This is a genomic window from Streptomyces sp. NPDC051636 (assembly GCF_044453765.1).
GTDB lineage: Bacteria > Actinomycetota > Actinomycetes > Streptomycetales > Streptomycetaceae > Streptomyces.
Window position 1 is genome coordinate 162,776 of the sequence record NZ_JBITDA010000012.1, and the last position, 14,433, is coordinate 177,208.

The following is a 14,433-nucleotide window of genomic DNA, read 5'->3' on the forward strand; positions in this document are numbered from 1 at the left end:
GTCGCGTGCCGGATCATGGCGGCATGTCTGCGAACCCACACGACGCTCTGCCGATCCGGCTCAACGTCGACGACTCCGACTCGCCGTCCGACGTCGTCGACGCGCTGTTCCTCGGCCGCTTCGCGACGGGCGAGCAGCCGTACGCGCACGCGGCCAGCATCGACCGTGTGCGCTCCGGCGTGACCCTGCTGCCGCGCGACGCCCGCGTGCTGCGCGTCGCCCGCGACGACGACCGCAGCGCGACGCTCGCCGAGGGCGACGGCTGGACCCTGCTGGTCTCCCGCTGGAACCGGGGCGCGGACGTCACGGTGACCGCGACCACCGCCGAGCTGGCGGCGAAGGTGCTGAACGAAGCCACGGACGGCGCGGCCGACGAACCGGAGCCGCAGCCGGAGAACGTGACGATGGGCTTCTGGTACGTCTCCCCCAGGCGCGGCCCGCACCGCACCACCCGCCAGATCTCCGCGGGTACGTGGGAGGAGATCCGCGCCAACTACACGGCGCCGGTGGCGGATGCGATGGACCGCCTGATGAAGACCACCCCCGAGGACATCGCGGGCCGCCTGCTGCTGCTCCACGGCCCGCCAGGCACCGGCAAGACCTCGGCGCTGCGCACGCTGGCCCGCTCGTGGCGGGACTGGTGCCAGGTGGACTGCGTGCTGGACCCGGAGCGGCTCTTCTCCGACGTCGGCTATCTGATGGACATCGCGATCGGCGAGGAGGACGCGGCGGGCAAGGGCCGCTGGCGGCTGCTTCTGCTGGAGGACTGCGACGAGCTGATCCGCGGCGAGGCCAAGCACACCGCCGGGCAGGCCCTGTCGCGTCTGCTGAACCTCACCGACGGCCTGCTCGGCCAGGGCCGCAACGTCCTGGTCGGCGTCACCACCAACGAGGACCTGGAACGGCTGCACCCCGCCGTGGTCCGCCCCGGCCGCTGCCTGGCCCGCATCGAGGTCGGCAGGCTGACCCGGCCGGAGGCGGTGGCCTGGCTGGGCAGCGAGGTCCCCGACCGGGAGGGTGCCGTGGGCCGGGACGGGGCGACGCTGGCGGAGCTGTACGCGCTGCGCCGGGGCACGTCGCCGACGTCGGTACCGGGGGCGCGGGACGGGGCGGACGCGGGGCTGTATCTGTAGCGCGCGGTTCAGGTGCTTTGATGGTCGTATGACCCTGTTCGTCGGGACTTCGGGGTGGCAGTACAAGGACTGGCGGGACCTCGTGTACCCCACCGGGACTCCGACGCGGCTGTGGCTGGAGGAGTACACGCGGCTCTTCGCCACCGTGGAGATCAACAACGCGTTCTACCGGCTGCCGTCCCGGGAGACCTTCGAGTCCTGGCGCGACCGCGTGCCCCCGGACTTCGTGGTCGCGGTCAAGGCCAGCCGGTACCTGACCCACATCAAGCGCCTGAAGGACCCCGAGGAACCGGTGCACCGCCTGATGTCCCACGCGGCGGGCCTCGGAGACCGCCTGGGCCCGGTCCTCCTCCAGCTCCCGCCGACCCTGCGCGCCGACCCGGCCCTGCTGGACGCCTGCCTCGCCCGCTTCCCCGCCGGCACCCGGATCGCGGTCGAGCCCCGCCACGACTCCTGGTGGACGCCTGCGGTCCGCCGGGTACTGGAGTCCCGGGGCGCCGCCCTGTGCTGGGCCGACGTCCTCGCCCGCCCGGTGACCCCGCTCTGGCGCACCGCCGACTGGGGGTACGTCCGCTTCCACCAGGGCCGTGCCCAGCCCTGGCCGCGCTACGGCCGGCGCTCTCTGGAGACGTGGGCCGACCGCATCGCGACCACCTGGTCCGACGCCCTCGACGTGTACGCGTACTTCAACAACGACCCGGGGGGCGCGGCGGTGGCGGACGCGGTGGCCTTCGGGAGGGTGGCGAAGAGGGCGGGGCTGACGGTGACGCGCACGCCGGGTCAGCTGACGCAGAGTCGGCGCTGAACTCCTCAGCCCCCTCCGCCACGTCCCCTCCTCACCCCTCCCCGTAAGCCGCCCGCAGGGCATCCCGCACGGCGGCGAGCGCCGCGGCCTCGTCCAGCCCGAGCCGCCGGACCCGCTCCACGTAGGCCTGAGCGGCAGCCGCCGCTTCCCGCACCGCCGCCGAGCCCGCGGCAGCCACGAACGTCCCGTTGCGGCCCCGCGTCTCGATCACCCCGTCCGTCTCCAGCGCCCGGTACGCCTTGGCCACCGTGTTCACCGCGAGCCCCAGCGACTCGGCCAGCCCCCGCACCGTCGGCAGCCGGTACCCCACCGGCAGCTCGCCGGACCGGGCCTGCTCGGAAATCCGCGCCCGCACCTGCTCGTACGGCGGCGCGCTGTCGTCGATGTGGATCTTCAAGGTCACGGGCCGATTGTCCCGCACCCGCCGGAAAATGAGAGGCATCCGGGCGCGGTCCCGCATAGCGTGCGGCCCCATGACCGTGATCGTGCGCGACCTGCGCGTCGAAGTACAGGCCGACACCGAGGGCTTCGCCCGGGTTCGCCGGCTCGCCCTTCCGTACATCCTGTTCACCGCGGAAGCCGTCCGCCACGCCGTCACCCACACCCACCCCGACGCCCATTTCCGGTCGCTCGTCGCGGAGGAGGACGGCGAGGTGATCGGCACGGCCCAGGTCGGCCTGGTCCAGGAGAGCCCCGAGCCGGGACAGGGCTTCCTCAACATCTACGTGCGTCCGGACCGGACCCACCGCGGTGCCGGCCGGCTCCTGGTGCGGGCCGCCGAGGAGTACCTGGTGGCCCGGGGTGCGACCAAGCTGTTCTCCTGGATCCTCGACGAGCCGGGCAACCGTGCCTTCGCCGAGCGGCACGGCTACACAAGGAGGCGTTCGGCGCACTTCCTGCGGCTGGACCTGGCGCACAGCGCCCTTCCGCCGCTCCAGGACCCGCCGCCGGGCGTCGAGCTGCGCACCGCCGCCGACTTCGCGGACGACCCGCGCCCGCTGTTCGAACTGGACGCGGAGACGACGGCGGACGAACCGAGCGACACCGGCTCCGCGCTCACGGACTACGAGGCCTGGGTCGAGCAGTACTGGGAGCATCCGCTGCTGGACCGCGACCTGACCGTGGCCGCGGTCGTCGACGGCCGCCCGGCCGCCTTCAGTGTGGCCTACACGGACGGCGGCACCCGATACTCCACCGCGATGACCGGCACCGCCCGCGCCTACCGCGGCCGCGGCCTGGCCAAGCTGGCCAAGCTCCACTCCCTGCACCGCGCCCGCGCCGCCGGCTGCACCGAGGCCTTCACGGGCAACGACGCGGGCAACGAACCCATGATCGCGATCAACAAGTGGCTCGGGTACGATATCTGCGCGACGGAGGTGCGCCATGTCCGCGAAATCGGCTGAGGCCCGGGGCCAGGTGGAGGTCGTCCTGACCAAGGCCGGCCGCACGAAGATCCGGTACAAGAGCATGCTCATGGAGGACAACGGCACCCGCGTCACCGTCCGGGCCCCCTGGGCGGGCGCCGGCGTCCGCGACTTCGGCTTCGTACGCTTCGAGCCGGGCGACGTCTTCACCGAGTACTACTGGCGGGACCGCTGGTACGCGGTGAAGGAGGTCCGCGCCGCGGACGGTGCGGTCAAGGGCTGGTACTGCGACATCACCCGTCCGGCGGTCCTGACCGGCACGGAACTGGTCGTCGAGGACCTCGACCTGGACCTGTGGCGCTCCGCCGACGGCCACGACGTACGACGGCTGGACGAGGACGAGTTCGCCGAGAGCGGCCTAGCACGGACGGACCCGGAGGCCGCCGCTGCCGCCGTGTCCGCACTCGACGAACTGGAGGCGCTGGCCCGCGGGGACGGCTTCGGCGCCCTGCTGTCCTGACACGGGCACCGTCGGGTCGGGCTCACACCGTCGCCACCACCGCGTACCGCTCGTCGTCCACGGCCTTCCCCCACAGCGGCGCGTCACCCGACAGCCGCTCCACGCGCACGTGCCCGGCAAGCGGCTCCAGCAGGCCAGTGACCCGGTCGGCGGACATACCGACCGGGGAGACCGTCCCCCACACCCCCTCCACCAGCACGAACCGTCCTCCCGGCCGCAGCAGCCCACGCCAGTGCCGCAGGGCGCGGGCCGGGTCGGGCAGCGTCCACAGCACGTGCCGTACGAGCACGACGTCGAAGCGCTGCTCACCGACCGGGGGGACCGCCGCGTCTCCGACCAGGACCACCGCGTCACGCCCGGCCAGCTTGGCCCGGGCCTGCTCCGCCATCGGCGGGGACAGGTCGACACCGGTGACGCGGTGCCCCCGCTCGGCGGCGAGCAGCGACAGGCTGCCGGTGCCGCAGCCGAGGTCCAGGACGTCGCAGGCACGGTCGGGGAGCCAACCCTCGAGCCTGGCCGCCCAGGCCGCGCGCACCTCCGGGTCGCGCAGCCCGTGGTCCGGCTCCCCGTCGAAGGAGACGGCCTCGGCGTCCCAGTCGACACGGAGCGTGTTCACCCGATCACTCCTGTTTGCCATGCCCCAAGAGTGACACCCGCCACTGACAACCGAATCGTGACAGCCGCCACTGACAGACCAGCACCGATGAGGAACTCTCCCCGAAAGGGTCTACCCCGTGACATCACGGAGCCCGGTAGGCACCGAAGGAGGCAGCCATGCGCCGCATGACCGTGCAGAAGCCCCCGAAGAGGACGGACGCCCGCCGGCTCCGCGAGGAAGCCGAGGAGCACCCTGCGGGGCGACCCGAGGTGCGCAAGGACATCGCACGCACCTGGTGGCCGGACGGGTGAGACGCCGGGGCCGGTGAGGCGCGCCGGTCAAGCCGCACGGTACCTACCTGATCGCAGCCTGAGCACTCCCTTAACGCAACCATAAGGTTCTCCGCCGACCGCCCTCAGCAGGCGATTTCCCGCTTTCTTGGGGCTAGCTTCGGATCACTCCCCACGGGATTTTCCGGGGCCTGTACGGCGGCTCAGGCCGGACAGGCCCCGGCGAGGGTCAGCTGAACGCCGACGCGCAGGTGGTGGCGGTGGCGTGCGCCGGGTCGAGGGCGTTGGCCACCTCGTGGAAGGCGATCCGGTCGAACAGCCCGATCGCGACGTGTTCGGAGAGGTCGAGCGGGCACAGGTCCTGCAGCAGGACGTTGGTGACGTTCGAGCCGCTCAGGTACTGGTCGTGCCAGGGCGTGGCCACCTCGTCGTACTTGGTGGCGACGACCGTGTAGCGGACGCCGGGGACGGTGTCACCGCCCGCGTTGAGCTTGGCGAGGAAGGCGGACCCGGCGATCTGGTCTGCGAGGCCGGGGGTGGTGGCCTTGATCAGGTCCTCGGCGCCGGGGAAGTACGGCAGCAGGTTGGTGAGGCCGTTCAGCGTGGTGCCGTGGTTGTCGGGGGCGATGCCGACGAGGGCGTTCACCTTGGCGGCTCCGCCGAGGAACTTCAGGTAGTAGCGGGGCATCATGCCGCCCTGCGAGTGGCCGACGAGGTCGGCCTTGGTGGCGCCGGTCGCGGCGAGCACCTTGTCGACGTAGGCCGAGAGTTGCTCCGCCGACTTGTCGATGGGGCCGAGGCCGTAGAAGAGGGGGACGCCGGACAGCTTTCCGTAGTCGAGGGAGTAGACGCAGTACCCGCGGTCCTTCAGGTACGGGGCGAGGGACAGCCAGTTGTCGACGGAGTTCCCCAGCGTGCCGTGGACCAGGACGACGGGGCGGGGGTGGGCGGCGGACGGCTTGCACGAGTAGTCGTTCCAGCCACTTTCGGAGGTCGCTGTGGCGGTGGAGGCGTGGGCGGTGGCGGCGGGGACGGTGACGACGGCGGCGGTCAGGAGCAGCGCGGCCAGGGGTCTGAGCACTCTCTTCCAGGGCAGCATCGGGTGATCTCCTTGCGGCTCAAGGGAGTTCGACGGCCTTACGCCCTGTGATCCGGATCACGGGATGCTGTTCACTCGTCAAGTTACGGATGAGTAGCAGAAGTGTGAAGTTGCGTGTCAGTAAAAACTTCCAGTGATAACCAGCGGTTCGCTCGACCGTCAGTGGACCCTCACCAGGCAGGCCTGATCGGACCGTAGGGAGCGACACGCCCCAAAAGCCCCCACAACACGCGGACTTCACCCTCGCCCAGCAGTTCGACCCACTCGCCCACGGCCTCGGCCGCCGCCTCCTCCGCCGCGCGGGTGCAGGCCCAGCCGCGCCCGGTCAGCACGATCAGCCGGGCGCGCGCGTCCTCGGGGTGCGGGCGCCGTTCGGCGTACCCCTTGCGCACGATCTCGTCGACGAGCTGACTGGCGGCCTGCTTGGTGACCCCGAGGTGAGCCGCGAGGTCGGTCACCGTCGCCCCGTCCGGGGCGAGCCGCGCGAAGGCGAAGCCGTGCGCGGGCCGCAGCCCCTCGAACCCGCGGGCCGCGACCCCGTCATGGATGCGTTGTGTGAGCTCGCCGGCGGCGGCGAGCAGGGCTGCGGACAGGGCCATGGCTTCGGTGTTCTGCACGGAGGCATTGAAACACCCTTGACGAATCGGTCAAGCAGCTTGACTATGAAGATATAGTCAAGCTGCTTGACCATCTGATCCCGATCCGCCCCATCCGGAGGCCCGGCCATGCCCGTCATCCGCTCGTCCGAAGCCAAGACCCACGAGATCCACGGCGCCCGCTTCGTCTCGTACGCCACCCCCCTCACCGGCAGCAAGGAGCTGTGCGCCTGGCGCGGCGAGTTCCCGGCCGGGATCACGGCCCCCGCCCACACCGTCAACCGCGAGGAGATCCTCCACCTGCTCATCGGCGAACTGCTGGTCACACTCGACGGCCGCACCGAGCGGATCACGGCGGGCGACACGGTGATCGTCAACCCTGGAACAACCCTGGGCGTCGAGAACCCGACCGACCACACCGCGGTCTCCTGGGTCACCACCTCCGTCGGCCTGGAGGCGGAGCTGGCCGACGGCACGCGCATCGTGCCGCCGTGGGCCAACTGAGCCGGGACGCGGACGAGTCACGCGGCCAGCGTCCCCGGCATCACCGCCCGGGGTCCGAACTTCGCCCGCGCGCGGTCCGCGACCTCCTCGATGCGGCGGACCTTCTCGTCCACGGGGTCGAAGGTGAGCTGGCAGGAGGCCTGGTCGGCGGCGGAGAGGCCCTCGGCGCGCAGGGTGAAGGCGCGGACCCTGGCGCGCTGGAGGCCGAGGGCCTCGTACATGCCGTACGCCGTCCTCGTCAGTACCGCCGAGTGCGCGGTCGGCTCCCTGAGGGTGCGGCTGCGGGTGGTCGAAGCGCGGTCGGCGTAGCGCACGGTGAGGGTCAGGGTGCGGCAGACCCTCTCCAGGGCGCGCAGCCGGGCGCCGAGTTCCTCGGCGGCGGACAGGAGCGCCCTGCGGTGGCGGTCCGGGTCCAACTCGTCGAGGACGAAGGGGCGTTCGGCGGCCAAGGAGCAGGAGACCGCGTTCGGGACCACTCGGCCGCGGTCGACGCCGTTCGCCTTCTCGTGCAGGTCGCGGCCCGTCTTCGCGCCCACCAGGCGCCGGAGCGTGGACAGGGGCGCGGCGGCGACCCGGCCGAGGGTGTCGAGACCGTACTCGCACAGGGTGCGGGCGGTGGCGGTGCCGACGCCGGGGAGCGCTGCCACGGGGCGGTCGGCGAGGAACTCCCTGATGGCCGCCGGGTCTTCGGGGACCGCGCAGGTCACCCCCGGCCGTGCGTCGCGCAGGGCCATGCGGGCCAGCAGCGGGCCCGGACCGGCCGCGGTCACGCAGTCGACGCCGTACAGCGCGACGGCGCGGACGCGGATCACCGCCGCCAGTTCGACGGCGGTGCGCCCGAAGTAGCGCTCGGCGCCCCGCAGATCGGCCAGCGCTCCGTCCGGTGGCAGCGCCTCGACGACCGGGGTGAACTCCTCAAGGAGGCCGAGCAGCTCAGGAAACGTCACCTCGTACATCGGCGGCAGCTGGAAACGTACGCAGAGGATGGTCATCCCGCACTCCCCGGACTCTGGTGCCACAACTTCTTCCCACCCGCCGGGTTCTCGCCCGCGGGGCGCAGATCGGCCCAGGGGTGCATCTCGTACCCCGTGGGCATGCGGATCGTCCGGCCCGCGGCCGATTCCCCCTGCCGCTGGGGCGCGGGCTCCGCCAGCCGTGCCGCCACCTCGTCGAGGCCGCCCTCGGCGCGCAGTTCAGCCAGTTCGGCGAGGTTCCAGGCGGCCGATCCCACCACGCTGAGGCTGCGCGGGCCGCGCCGCTGCACCACCCCGCGTACCAGCAGCAGCCAGGAGTGGAAGACGGTGTGCGCGCACGCGTCGTGCGAGTCGTCGAAGAAGGCGAGATCGACCAGGCCCGTGCCGTCGTCCAGGGTGGTGAAGATGACCCGCTTGCCGGACCGGATCGGCGGGGTCTGGGTGGCCGCCTTGGCGCCCGCGACCAGTACCGTCTCGCCGTGCTGGGCCTCGCGCAGCCGGCGCGCCGAGACCACGCCGAGCTCCCGCAGGAACTCCCGGTGGTCGTCCATCAGGTTGCGTGAGGCATCCATGGACAGCACGCCCAGCTCGGCGCTGAGCCGCTCCTGAGAGGTGAGGTCGGGCAGCCCGGCCGGGGCGGTCTTCCGCCCGCCGGAGAGCGGGAGTTGGCCGCCGCCCGCGCCCCGGGCGCCCCGGTGCAGCTCGGACAGGTGCAGTTGCAGGTCGCGGCGGTTGGCGCCGAAGGCGTCCAACGCACCCACCTGGGCCAGCCTTTGAGCGAGCGGCCGGCTGGGCCGGGCCCGCTCCCAGAAGTCCAGCAGCGAGGCGTAGGGCTGCCCGTCGGCGATCCGCCTCGCCTCGGCCTCGCTGATGCCGTGCACGTCGGAGAGGGCGAGGCGCAGCCCCCACACCCCGTCAGATTCAGACACCAGTTCGATCCGATGTGCGACCCCCGACACGTTCACGTCCAACGGCAGGATCGGCACCCCGCGCCGCCGCGCGTCCGCCAGCAGCAGCCGCTTCGGGTACATCCCGGGGTCGTGCGTGAGCAGCCCCGCGTAGAAGGCGGCCGGGTGATGCGCCTTCAGCCACGCCGACTGGTACGTGGGCACGGCGAAGGCGACCGCGTGCGCCTTGCAGAAGCCGTAGGAACCGAAGGCCTCGATGATCTCCCAGGTCCGCTGGATCGTTTCCGCGTCGTAGCCGTTCGCCGCCGCGTGCTGCGCGAACCAGAACCTGATCCGCCCCTGCGACTCCGGATCCGACAGCCCGCGCCGCACCCGGTCCGCCTCGCCGCGTCCGCAGCCGGTCATGATGTCGACGATGTCGATGATCTGCTCGTGGAAGACGACGACCCCGTAGGTCTCCCTCAGCGGCCGCTCCAGATCCGGATGCGGACAGCGGATCGGCGCCCGCCCGTGCCGGGCCTCGATGAACGGCCGCACCATGTCGGCGGCGACCGGACCGGGCCGGAACAGCGAGATGTCGACGACCAGGTCGTGGAAAGTGGCCGGCTGGAGCCGCCCCACCAGGTCCCGCTGGCCCGGCGACTCGATCTGGAAGCAGCCCAGCGTCTCGGTTGAGCGGATCAGCCGGTACGTCGCAGGGTCGCCGGGCGGCAGGGCGTCCAGGTCGACCTCGGTGCCCGTCGCCCGCTTCACCTCCGCGACCGCGTGCGCCATCGCCGACTGCATCCGCACGCCCAGCACGTCCAGCTTGAGCAGTCCGAGGTCCTCCACGTCGTCCTTGTCGAACTGCGACATGGGGAAGCCCTCGCCGCTGGTCGGCATGACCGGCGTACGGGTCAGGAGGGAGGCGTCGGAAAGGAGCACTCCACAGGGGTGCATGGCGACTCCGCGCGGGAGGGCGTCGAGGGCCTCGACCAGCTCCCAGAGCCTGCCGTACCTCGCCCCTTCTCGTTGGTACTCCCCCGCCAGCTCCCTCAGCTCGGGCAACTCCTCCAGAGCCGCGCGCGCGTCACGTGCCCGGATGTGCGGGAAGGACTTGGCGATGCGGTCGATCTCGGCCGGATCCATGGACAGGGCCGCGCCCACGTCCCGGATCGCGTGCCGGACCCGGTACGTCTCCGGCATGGCGACCGTCGCGACCCGCTCGGCGCCGAACCGGTCGATGATCGCCCGGTAGACCTCCAGACGGCGTGCGGACTCCACGTCGATGTCGATGTCGGGCAGCACGACCCGCTCCTTCGACAGGAAGCGTTCCATCAGCAGCCCGTGCTCGACGGGATCGGCGTGCGCGATGCCGAGCAGGTGGTTGACGAGACAGCCCGCGCCGGAGCCCCGGGCGGCGACCCGGACACCCATGTCCCGTACGTCGTCCACGACCTGAGCGACCGTCAGGAAGTATGAAGCGAACCCGTGGTGGGCGATGATGTCCAGCTCCCGGTGCATCCGCTCCCAGTACGCGCGCTTCCCGGAGTAGCCGCGCAGCACCATCCCCGCCGCCGCCCGCGAGGCCAGCGCCCGCTGGGCGGTGCGGCGGCCGGCGCCGACCAGGTGCGGTTCGGGGAAGTGGACGGTGCCGATGCCGAGGTCGTCCTCGGGGTCGACCAGGCACTCCGCCGCCGTCGCCCGGGTCTGTTCCAGCAGGCGGTGGGCGGTGTCGCGCCGGTAGCCCGCGGCCTCCACGACCCGCTCGGCGACGCGCAGCATCGCCTCCGCGTCCTTCAGCCAGGCCTCGCCGGAGTCCAGCTCCTTGGCGGGATCGACGGGGACCAGCCGGCGGGCGGCGTCCAGGACGTCGGCGACCGGGCCCTGGCCGGGGTCGGCGTACCGTACGGCGTTGCTGAGCACGGGCCGGATCCGCTGCTCGGCGGCGAAGCCGACGGTGCGGGCGGCCAGGCGCAGGGAGCCGGGGCCGGTTCCCTTGCGGCCGTGCCAGACGGCCTCCAGACGCAGGGCGTCGCCGTAGGCCTCGCGCCAGGGCACGAGGAGCTTCGCGGCCCGGTCGGGGCGGCCCGCGGCGAGGGCGCGGCCGACGTCGGAGGCGGGCCCGAGCAGGACGGTCAGGCCGTCGGCGTGGTTGTCGGACCAGGGCAGCAACGGGGTGCCCTCGGCGGTGTGGGCGGCGGTGACCAGCCGGCACAGGTCGGCCCAGCCGCGGGCCCCGTCCCGGGCGAGGAAGGTCACGCGGGGTGTCGACTCGTCGATGAAGGCACCACCCCGGACGGGGGTACGGCGCCGTTCCGTCGAGACGGCCGCGTCTCGTCGTACGGCACCGGCTCGATGTCCATCGCCCTCGCCTTGTACGGCATCGTCCCGGCGGACTGCGGAGCCACCCCCTCGTACGTCCCCTCGCGCAGCCCCCTCCGGCTCCCCCACCGCCAGCTCCGCGCCGAACAGCGGGCGGACGCCCGCCTTCGCGCAGGCCTTGGCGAAGCGGACCGTGCCGGCGAGGGTGTCGCGGTCGGTGAGGGCGAGGGCGTCCAGGCCGCGTTCGGAGGCGCGCTCGGCCAGCCGCTCGGGGTGCGAGGCGCCGTAGCGCAGGGAGAACCCGGAGACGGTGTGCAGATGCGTGAAACCCGGCACACGCACCTCCCGTACTCGTGAGCCCCGACCGACTCTCGAACATCAGTTCCCTACTCGCACCCCCACCATACCCCCATCCCCGAACATCTGTACGACAGGCGTTCGGGCGCGTCCCACCTGCGCAAACGTGAAAGTCCCGCCCCTCGCGCGAGGGGCGGGACGTGCCGGAGGCCGTGCGCTCGGCGGATCAGCCGATCCGGGCTCCGGTCGCCGACAGGGCCTGGGTGACCGGCTGGAAGAAGGTCTCGCCGCCGGTGGTGCAGTCGCCGCTGCCGCCGGAGGTCAGGCCGATGGCGTTGCCGCCCGAGAAGAGGGAGCCGCCGCTGTCACCGGGCTCGGCGCACACGTCGGTCTGGATGAGACCGCTGACCGTGCCCTCCGAGTAGTTCACGGTGGCGTTCAAGCCGGTGACCGTGCCGGAGTGGACGTGGGTCGTCGAGCCGCTGCGGGTGACCTTCATACCGACGGTGGCCTCGGCCGCGCCGGTGATCTGCTGGGCCGAGCCGTTGTAGAGGTCGACCTCGCTCGGGTGGCCGGTGTCGGAGGTGTACTTCACCAGGCCGTAGTCGTTGCCCGGGAAACTGGACTGCTCGTTCTTGCCGATCACGTTGCCGGAGGAGTCCGACCAGGTGGAGATGGCCTCGGTGCAGTGCCCGGCGGTCAGGAAGTAGGGCTGCCCGTTCTTGACCACGTCGAAGCCGAGCGAGCAGCGCCCGCCGGAGCCGCTGATCGCGTCGCCGCCCGCGAGGAAGGGCTTGAACTCCCCCGCGACACGCTTGAGTTCGGCCGTGCCACCGAGCCCGTCGACCACCTCGGTGAGCTTGGCCCACTCCGCCCCGGAGACCGTCTTGTCGGCCGTGACGACGACCTTGCCGGTGACCGGGTCGGTGGCCCACGAGGTGCCGGGGATGGTGGCCTCCCGCTTCAACGTGGTGCGGGCGCCGTCGAGTTCGGCGAGCGAGTGCGCGACGACTCTGGCCTTGGCGCCGGCAGCCTCGACGGTCTTGGCGGCGGTCTCGTCGAGCACGTTCACGACGAGGCTCTTCGCCTTCGCGTCGTAGTACGCGCCCGCCGTGTCGGCGCCGAGCTCGTCGACGAGCGTGGTGGCGAGCTTTCCGGCCGCCGGGGCCGAAAGGATCTGCGGCGCGGCGGTCTTCGAGGGCTCGCCGGCGTTCGCACTCTGGAAGGTGACTCCCGCGGCGACCAGTGCGGCGATGCCCGCGCCCGCCACGACTGCCCGCCGCCGGGGTATGCGTCGGTGCCTCAACTCACGTCCTCCTGTGGGGGGCCGGTCCGGGAGTCGTGGGGAACTCGCGGACCGGCAGGCTGGTTGACGGGCGCCCACTCTTCCGAACCGCACAGGGAGCACGCAAGGCCGACTTCAGCAGGCGCGTGTGCTCCCCAGGGGCAAGAGTGAGCCCCCGCACGCGGGGGTTGCGTGCGGGGGCTCACCCGGAGCCGATCCGGGAGCCGACCCGTGAGAGCCGGCCTGGAGGGATCGTCAGCCGACACTCACCCCGTACGCGCTCAGCGCCTCGGTGACCGGCTGGAAGAAGGTCGTACCGCCGGAGGTGCAGTTGCCGCTGCCGCCGGAGGTCAGCCCGTAGGCCACGGAACCCGCGTACAGCGGGCCGCCGCTGTCGCCGCCCTCGGCGCAGACCGTGGTCTGGATCAGGCCGGAGACGACGTCACCGCCGCCGTAGTTGACCGTGGCGTTCAGCGCCGTGACCCGGCCGCTGTGGGTGCCGGTGGTCGAGCCGCGGCGGTAGACGGTCGTGCCCACCGACGGGGTGGCCGCGCTGGAGATGGTCTGGCTGCCGACCGCGCTCGGGTGCGCGACCGAGGAGTTGGTGTAGCGGACCAGCGCGTAGTCGTTGCCCGGGAAGCTGTAGCTGACGTTCGTGCCCAGGACGGTGGTGTGGCCGGAGTTGCTGTACCAGGTCGAGGCGACCTCACCGCAGTGACCGGCGGTCAGGAAGTAGTAGGTGCTCCCGCTGTGCACGTTGAAGCCGAGCGAGCAGCGGTAGGAACCGCCGTAGATGGCGTCGCCGCCGGTGATCAGCTTGCTGAACCTGCCGGGGGTGTGCTTGATGGTCAGGGCACCGGCGTTGGCACCGGCCTGGCTCTTGATCTTGGCGATCTCGGCCGCGGAGACGGTGCTGTCGACGGTGACGACGACGCGGTTGGTCTGGCTGTCGACCGCCCAGGCCGTGCCGGGGATGTCCGCCTTGAGCACGGAACTGCTCGCCGTGCTGAGCTGACTGGCGCTGAAGGTCTGCGCGTCACTGGCGTTCGCGCTGGGGACGGCGAACGCGGCTGCGGCCAGGAAGCCGGTGGCCACGGCGATCAGCCGGGTCCGTCTCGCGATGGGGCTGCGGGGGGTGGTGCGCTTGATCCTCACTTTTCGTTCCCTCCCAGGGGAAGTCGGGGGCCCGCGTGGGGTCGGGGCCCGTGAGGCGCAGCCAGGGTGTCAACGCCCGGATTCCGGACACGCCGTGCCCCTGACAAGCGCTGGGGGGAGTATTCGGCCGAACGGCCGGTAGGCGCAAGGGCACCTTTCGGCCGTGCGACTGTGTGCGATCTGTGCCGAGTGTGTGCGTTCTTGATGCGATTCGGGGGTTGACACCCTGTCATGGGCCGCCGAAAAGGGGAGGGTTCAGCGCGGTCGCCGCTCCCCCGCCGCCACGGCGGCGCCCAGCGTGTTCCCCGGTGGCGGGAAAAGGCATATGGAGTGGTCAGTGACGGAGAAGGGCCGTCCGTCCACGGTGAGGCCGTCGGCGCCGGTGGCGGTGAGCACCACCGCGTCGCCGTCCACGGTCCAGGGGCCGGGGATGTCCGGAAGTCGTCCCTCCGGATAGTCCTCCATCCAGTGCGTGCCGATGAGGGCGGGCGGTCCGCAGGGCGCGGACACGGCGTCCGCACGGTCCTCGTCCCACCGCTTCCCCTTCTCGGCTGCGTCCGTCGTCATGTGATCAGACCTTCCCCGTGCTGATCGGCATTCG

15 protein-coding genes are annotated in these 14,433 nt (G+C 72.0%); 6 read left to right on the forward strand and 9 right to left on the reverse strand.

All coding sequences use genetic code 11. The annotated features are described in order from the left end of the window. Window positions 1-23 precede the first annotated feature (23 nt). Complete coding sequence (locus ACIBBH_RS22255) at window positions 24-1,133, forward strand: DUF5925 domain-containing protein (protein WP_399407122.1); 1,110 nt, start codon at window positions 24-26, stop codon at window positions 1,131-1,133. 28 nt (window positions 1,134-1,161) lie between these two features. Further along, window positions 1,162-1,938 carry a DUF72 domain-containing protein gene (locus tag ACIBBH_RS22260; RefSeq protein WP_399407125.1) on the forward strand — a complete coding sequence of 259 codons (777 nt, stop codon included), beginning with the start codon at window positions 1,162-1,164 and terminating at the stop codon, window positions 1,936-1,938. Between the two features lie 31 nt (window positions 1,939-1,969). Here the strand turns inward: ACIBBH_RS22260 and ACIBBH_RS22265 are convergent, their stop codons facing one another. After that, window positions 1,970-2,341, reverse strand: coding sequence for a GntR family transcriptional regulator (locus ACIBBH_RS22265; protein ID WP_399407127.1), 372 nt, complete (start codon window positions 2,339-2,341; stop codon window positions 1,970-1,972). A 70-nt stretch (window positions 2,342-2,411) separates the two neighbouring features. Here ACIBBH_RS22265 and ACIBBH_RS22270 point away from each other — a divergent pair, with 70 nt between their 5' ends. Both ACIBBH_RS22270 and ACIBBH_RS22275 read left to right on the forward strand, forming a co-directional pair. Continuing rightward, window positions 2,412-3,341, forward strand: a complete 930-nt coding sequence (locus ACIBBH_RS22270) for a GNAT family N-acetyltransferase (protein WP_399407129.1) — start codon at window positions 2,412-2,414, stop codon at window positions 3,339-3,341. After that, window positions 3,322-3,822, forward strand: coding sequence for a DUF402 domain-containing protein (locus tag ACIBBH_RS22275; RefSeq protein ID WP_399407131.1), 501 nt, complete (start codon window positions 3,322-3,324; stop codon window positions 3,820-3,822). Before ACIBBH_RS22270 ends, ACIBBH_RS22275 begins: the two co-directional genes overlap by 20 nt. Before the next feature lie 22 nt (window positions 3,823-3,844). Here the strand turns inward: ACIBBH_RS22275 and ACIBBH_RS22280 are convergent, their stop codons facing one another. Further along, entirely contained in the window at window positions 3,845-4,438 is a 594-nt protein-coding gene (locus ACIBBH_RS22280) for a class I SAM-dependent methyltransferase (protein WP_399407133.1), read from the reverse strand. Window positions 4,439-4,596: 158 nt separating this feature from the next. Between ACIBBH_RS22280 and ACIBBH_RS22285 the strand changes: the two genes are divergently transcribed. Next, complete coding sequence (locus ACIBBH_RS22285) at window positions 4,597-4,731, forward strand: hypothetical protein (protein ID WP_399407135.1); 135 nt, start codon at window positions 4,597-4,599, stop codon at window positions 4,729-4,731. 208 nt (window positions 4,732-4,939) lie between these two features. Here the strand turns inward: ACIBBH_RS22285 and ACIBBH_RS22290 are convergent, their stop codons facing one another. Together ACIBBH_RS22290 and ACIBBH_RS22295 are read right to left on the reverse strand one after the other, a co-directional pair. Continuing rightward, window positions 4,940-5,809 (reverse strand): esterase/lipase family protein, encoded by an 870-nt coding sequence (locus ACIBBH_RS22290; RefSeq protein WP_399407137.1) that lies wholly within the window; start codon window positions 5,807-5,809, stop codon window positions 4,940-4,942. 170 nt (window positions 5,810-5,979) lie between these two features. Next, window positions 5,980-6,426 (reverse strand): MarR family winged helix-turn-helix transcriptional regulator, encoded by a 447-nt coding sequence (locus tag ACIBBH_RS22295; RefSeq protein ID WP_399407139.1) that lies wholly within the window; start codon window positions 6,424-6,426, stop codon window positions 5,980-5,982. A 108-nt stretch (window positions 6,427-6,534) separates the two neighbouring features. Between ACIBBH_RS22295 and ACIBBH_RS22300 the strand changes: the two genes are divergently transcribed. Further along, window positions 6,535-6,909 carry a cupin domain-containing protein gene (locus ACIBBH_RS22300; protein WP_399407141.1) on the forward strand — a complete coding sequence of 125 codons (375 nt, stop codon included), beginning with the start codon at window positions 6,535-6,537 and terminating at the stop codon, window positions 6,907-6,909. A gap of 17 nt (window positions 6,910-6,926) precedes the next feature. Here ACIBBH_RS22300 and ACIBBH_RS22305 read toward each other — a convergent pair whose 3' ends face one another. The 5 genes from ACIBBH_RS22305 to ACIBBH_RS22325 form a co-directional block, all read right to left on the reverse strand. Further along, a complete protein-coding gene (locus ACIBBH_RS22305; RefSeq protein WP_399407143.1) occupies window positions 6,927-7,901 on the reverse strand; it encodes a DNA polymerase thumb domain-containing protein in 975 nt (324 codons plus the stop codon). Further along, a complete protein-coding gene (locus ACIBBH_RS22310) occupies window positions 7,898-11,431 on the reverse strand; it encodes a DNA polymerase III subunit alpha (protein ID WP_399407145.1) in 3,534 nt (1,177 codons plus the stop codon). Before ACIBBH_RS22310 ends, ACIBBH_RS22305 begins: the two co-directional genes overlap by 4 nt. Window positions 11,432-11,618: 187 nt before the next feature. Next, window positions 11,619-12,698, reverse strand: a complete 1,080-nt coding sequence (locus ACIBBH_RS22315) for a S1 family peptidase (protein ID WP_399407147.1) — start codon at window positions 12,696-12,698, stop codon at window positions 11,619-11,621. A gap of 234 nt (window positions 12,699-12,932) precedes the next feature. Further along, a complete protein-coding gene (locus tag ACIBBH_RS22320; protein ID WP_399407149.1) occupies window positions 12,933-13,832 on the reverse strand; it encodes a S1 family peptidase in 900 nt (299 codons plus the stop codon). A 255-nt stretch (window positions 13,833-14,087) separates the two neighbouring features. Next, on the reverse strand, window positions 14,088-14,399 hold the full coding sequence (locus tag ACIBBH_RS22325; RefSeq protein WP_399407151.1) for a hypothetical protein: 312 nt from the start codon (window positions 14,397-14,399) through the stop codon (window positions 14,088-14,090). Window positions 14,400-14,433: the final 34 nt, after the last annotated feature.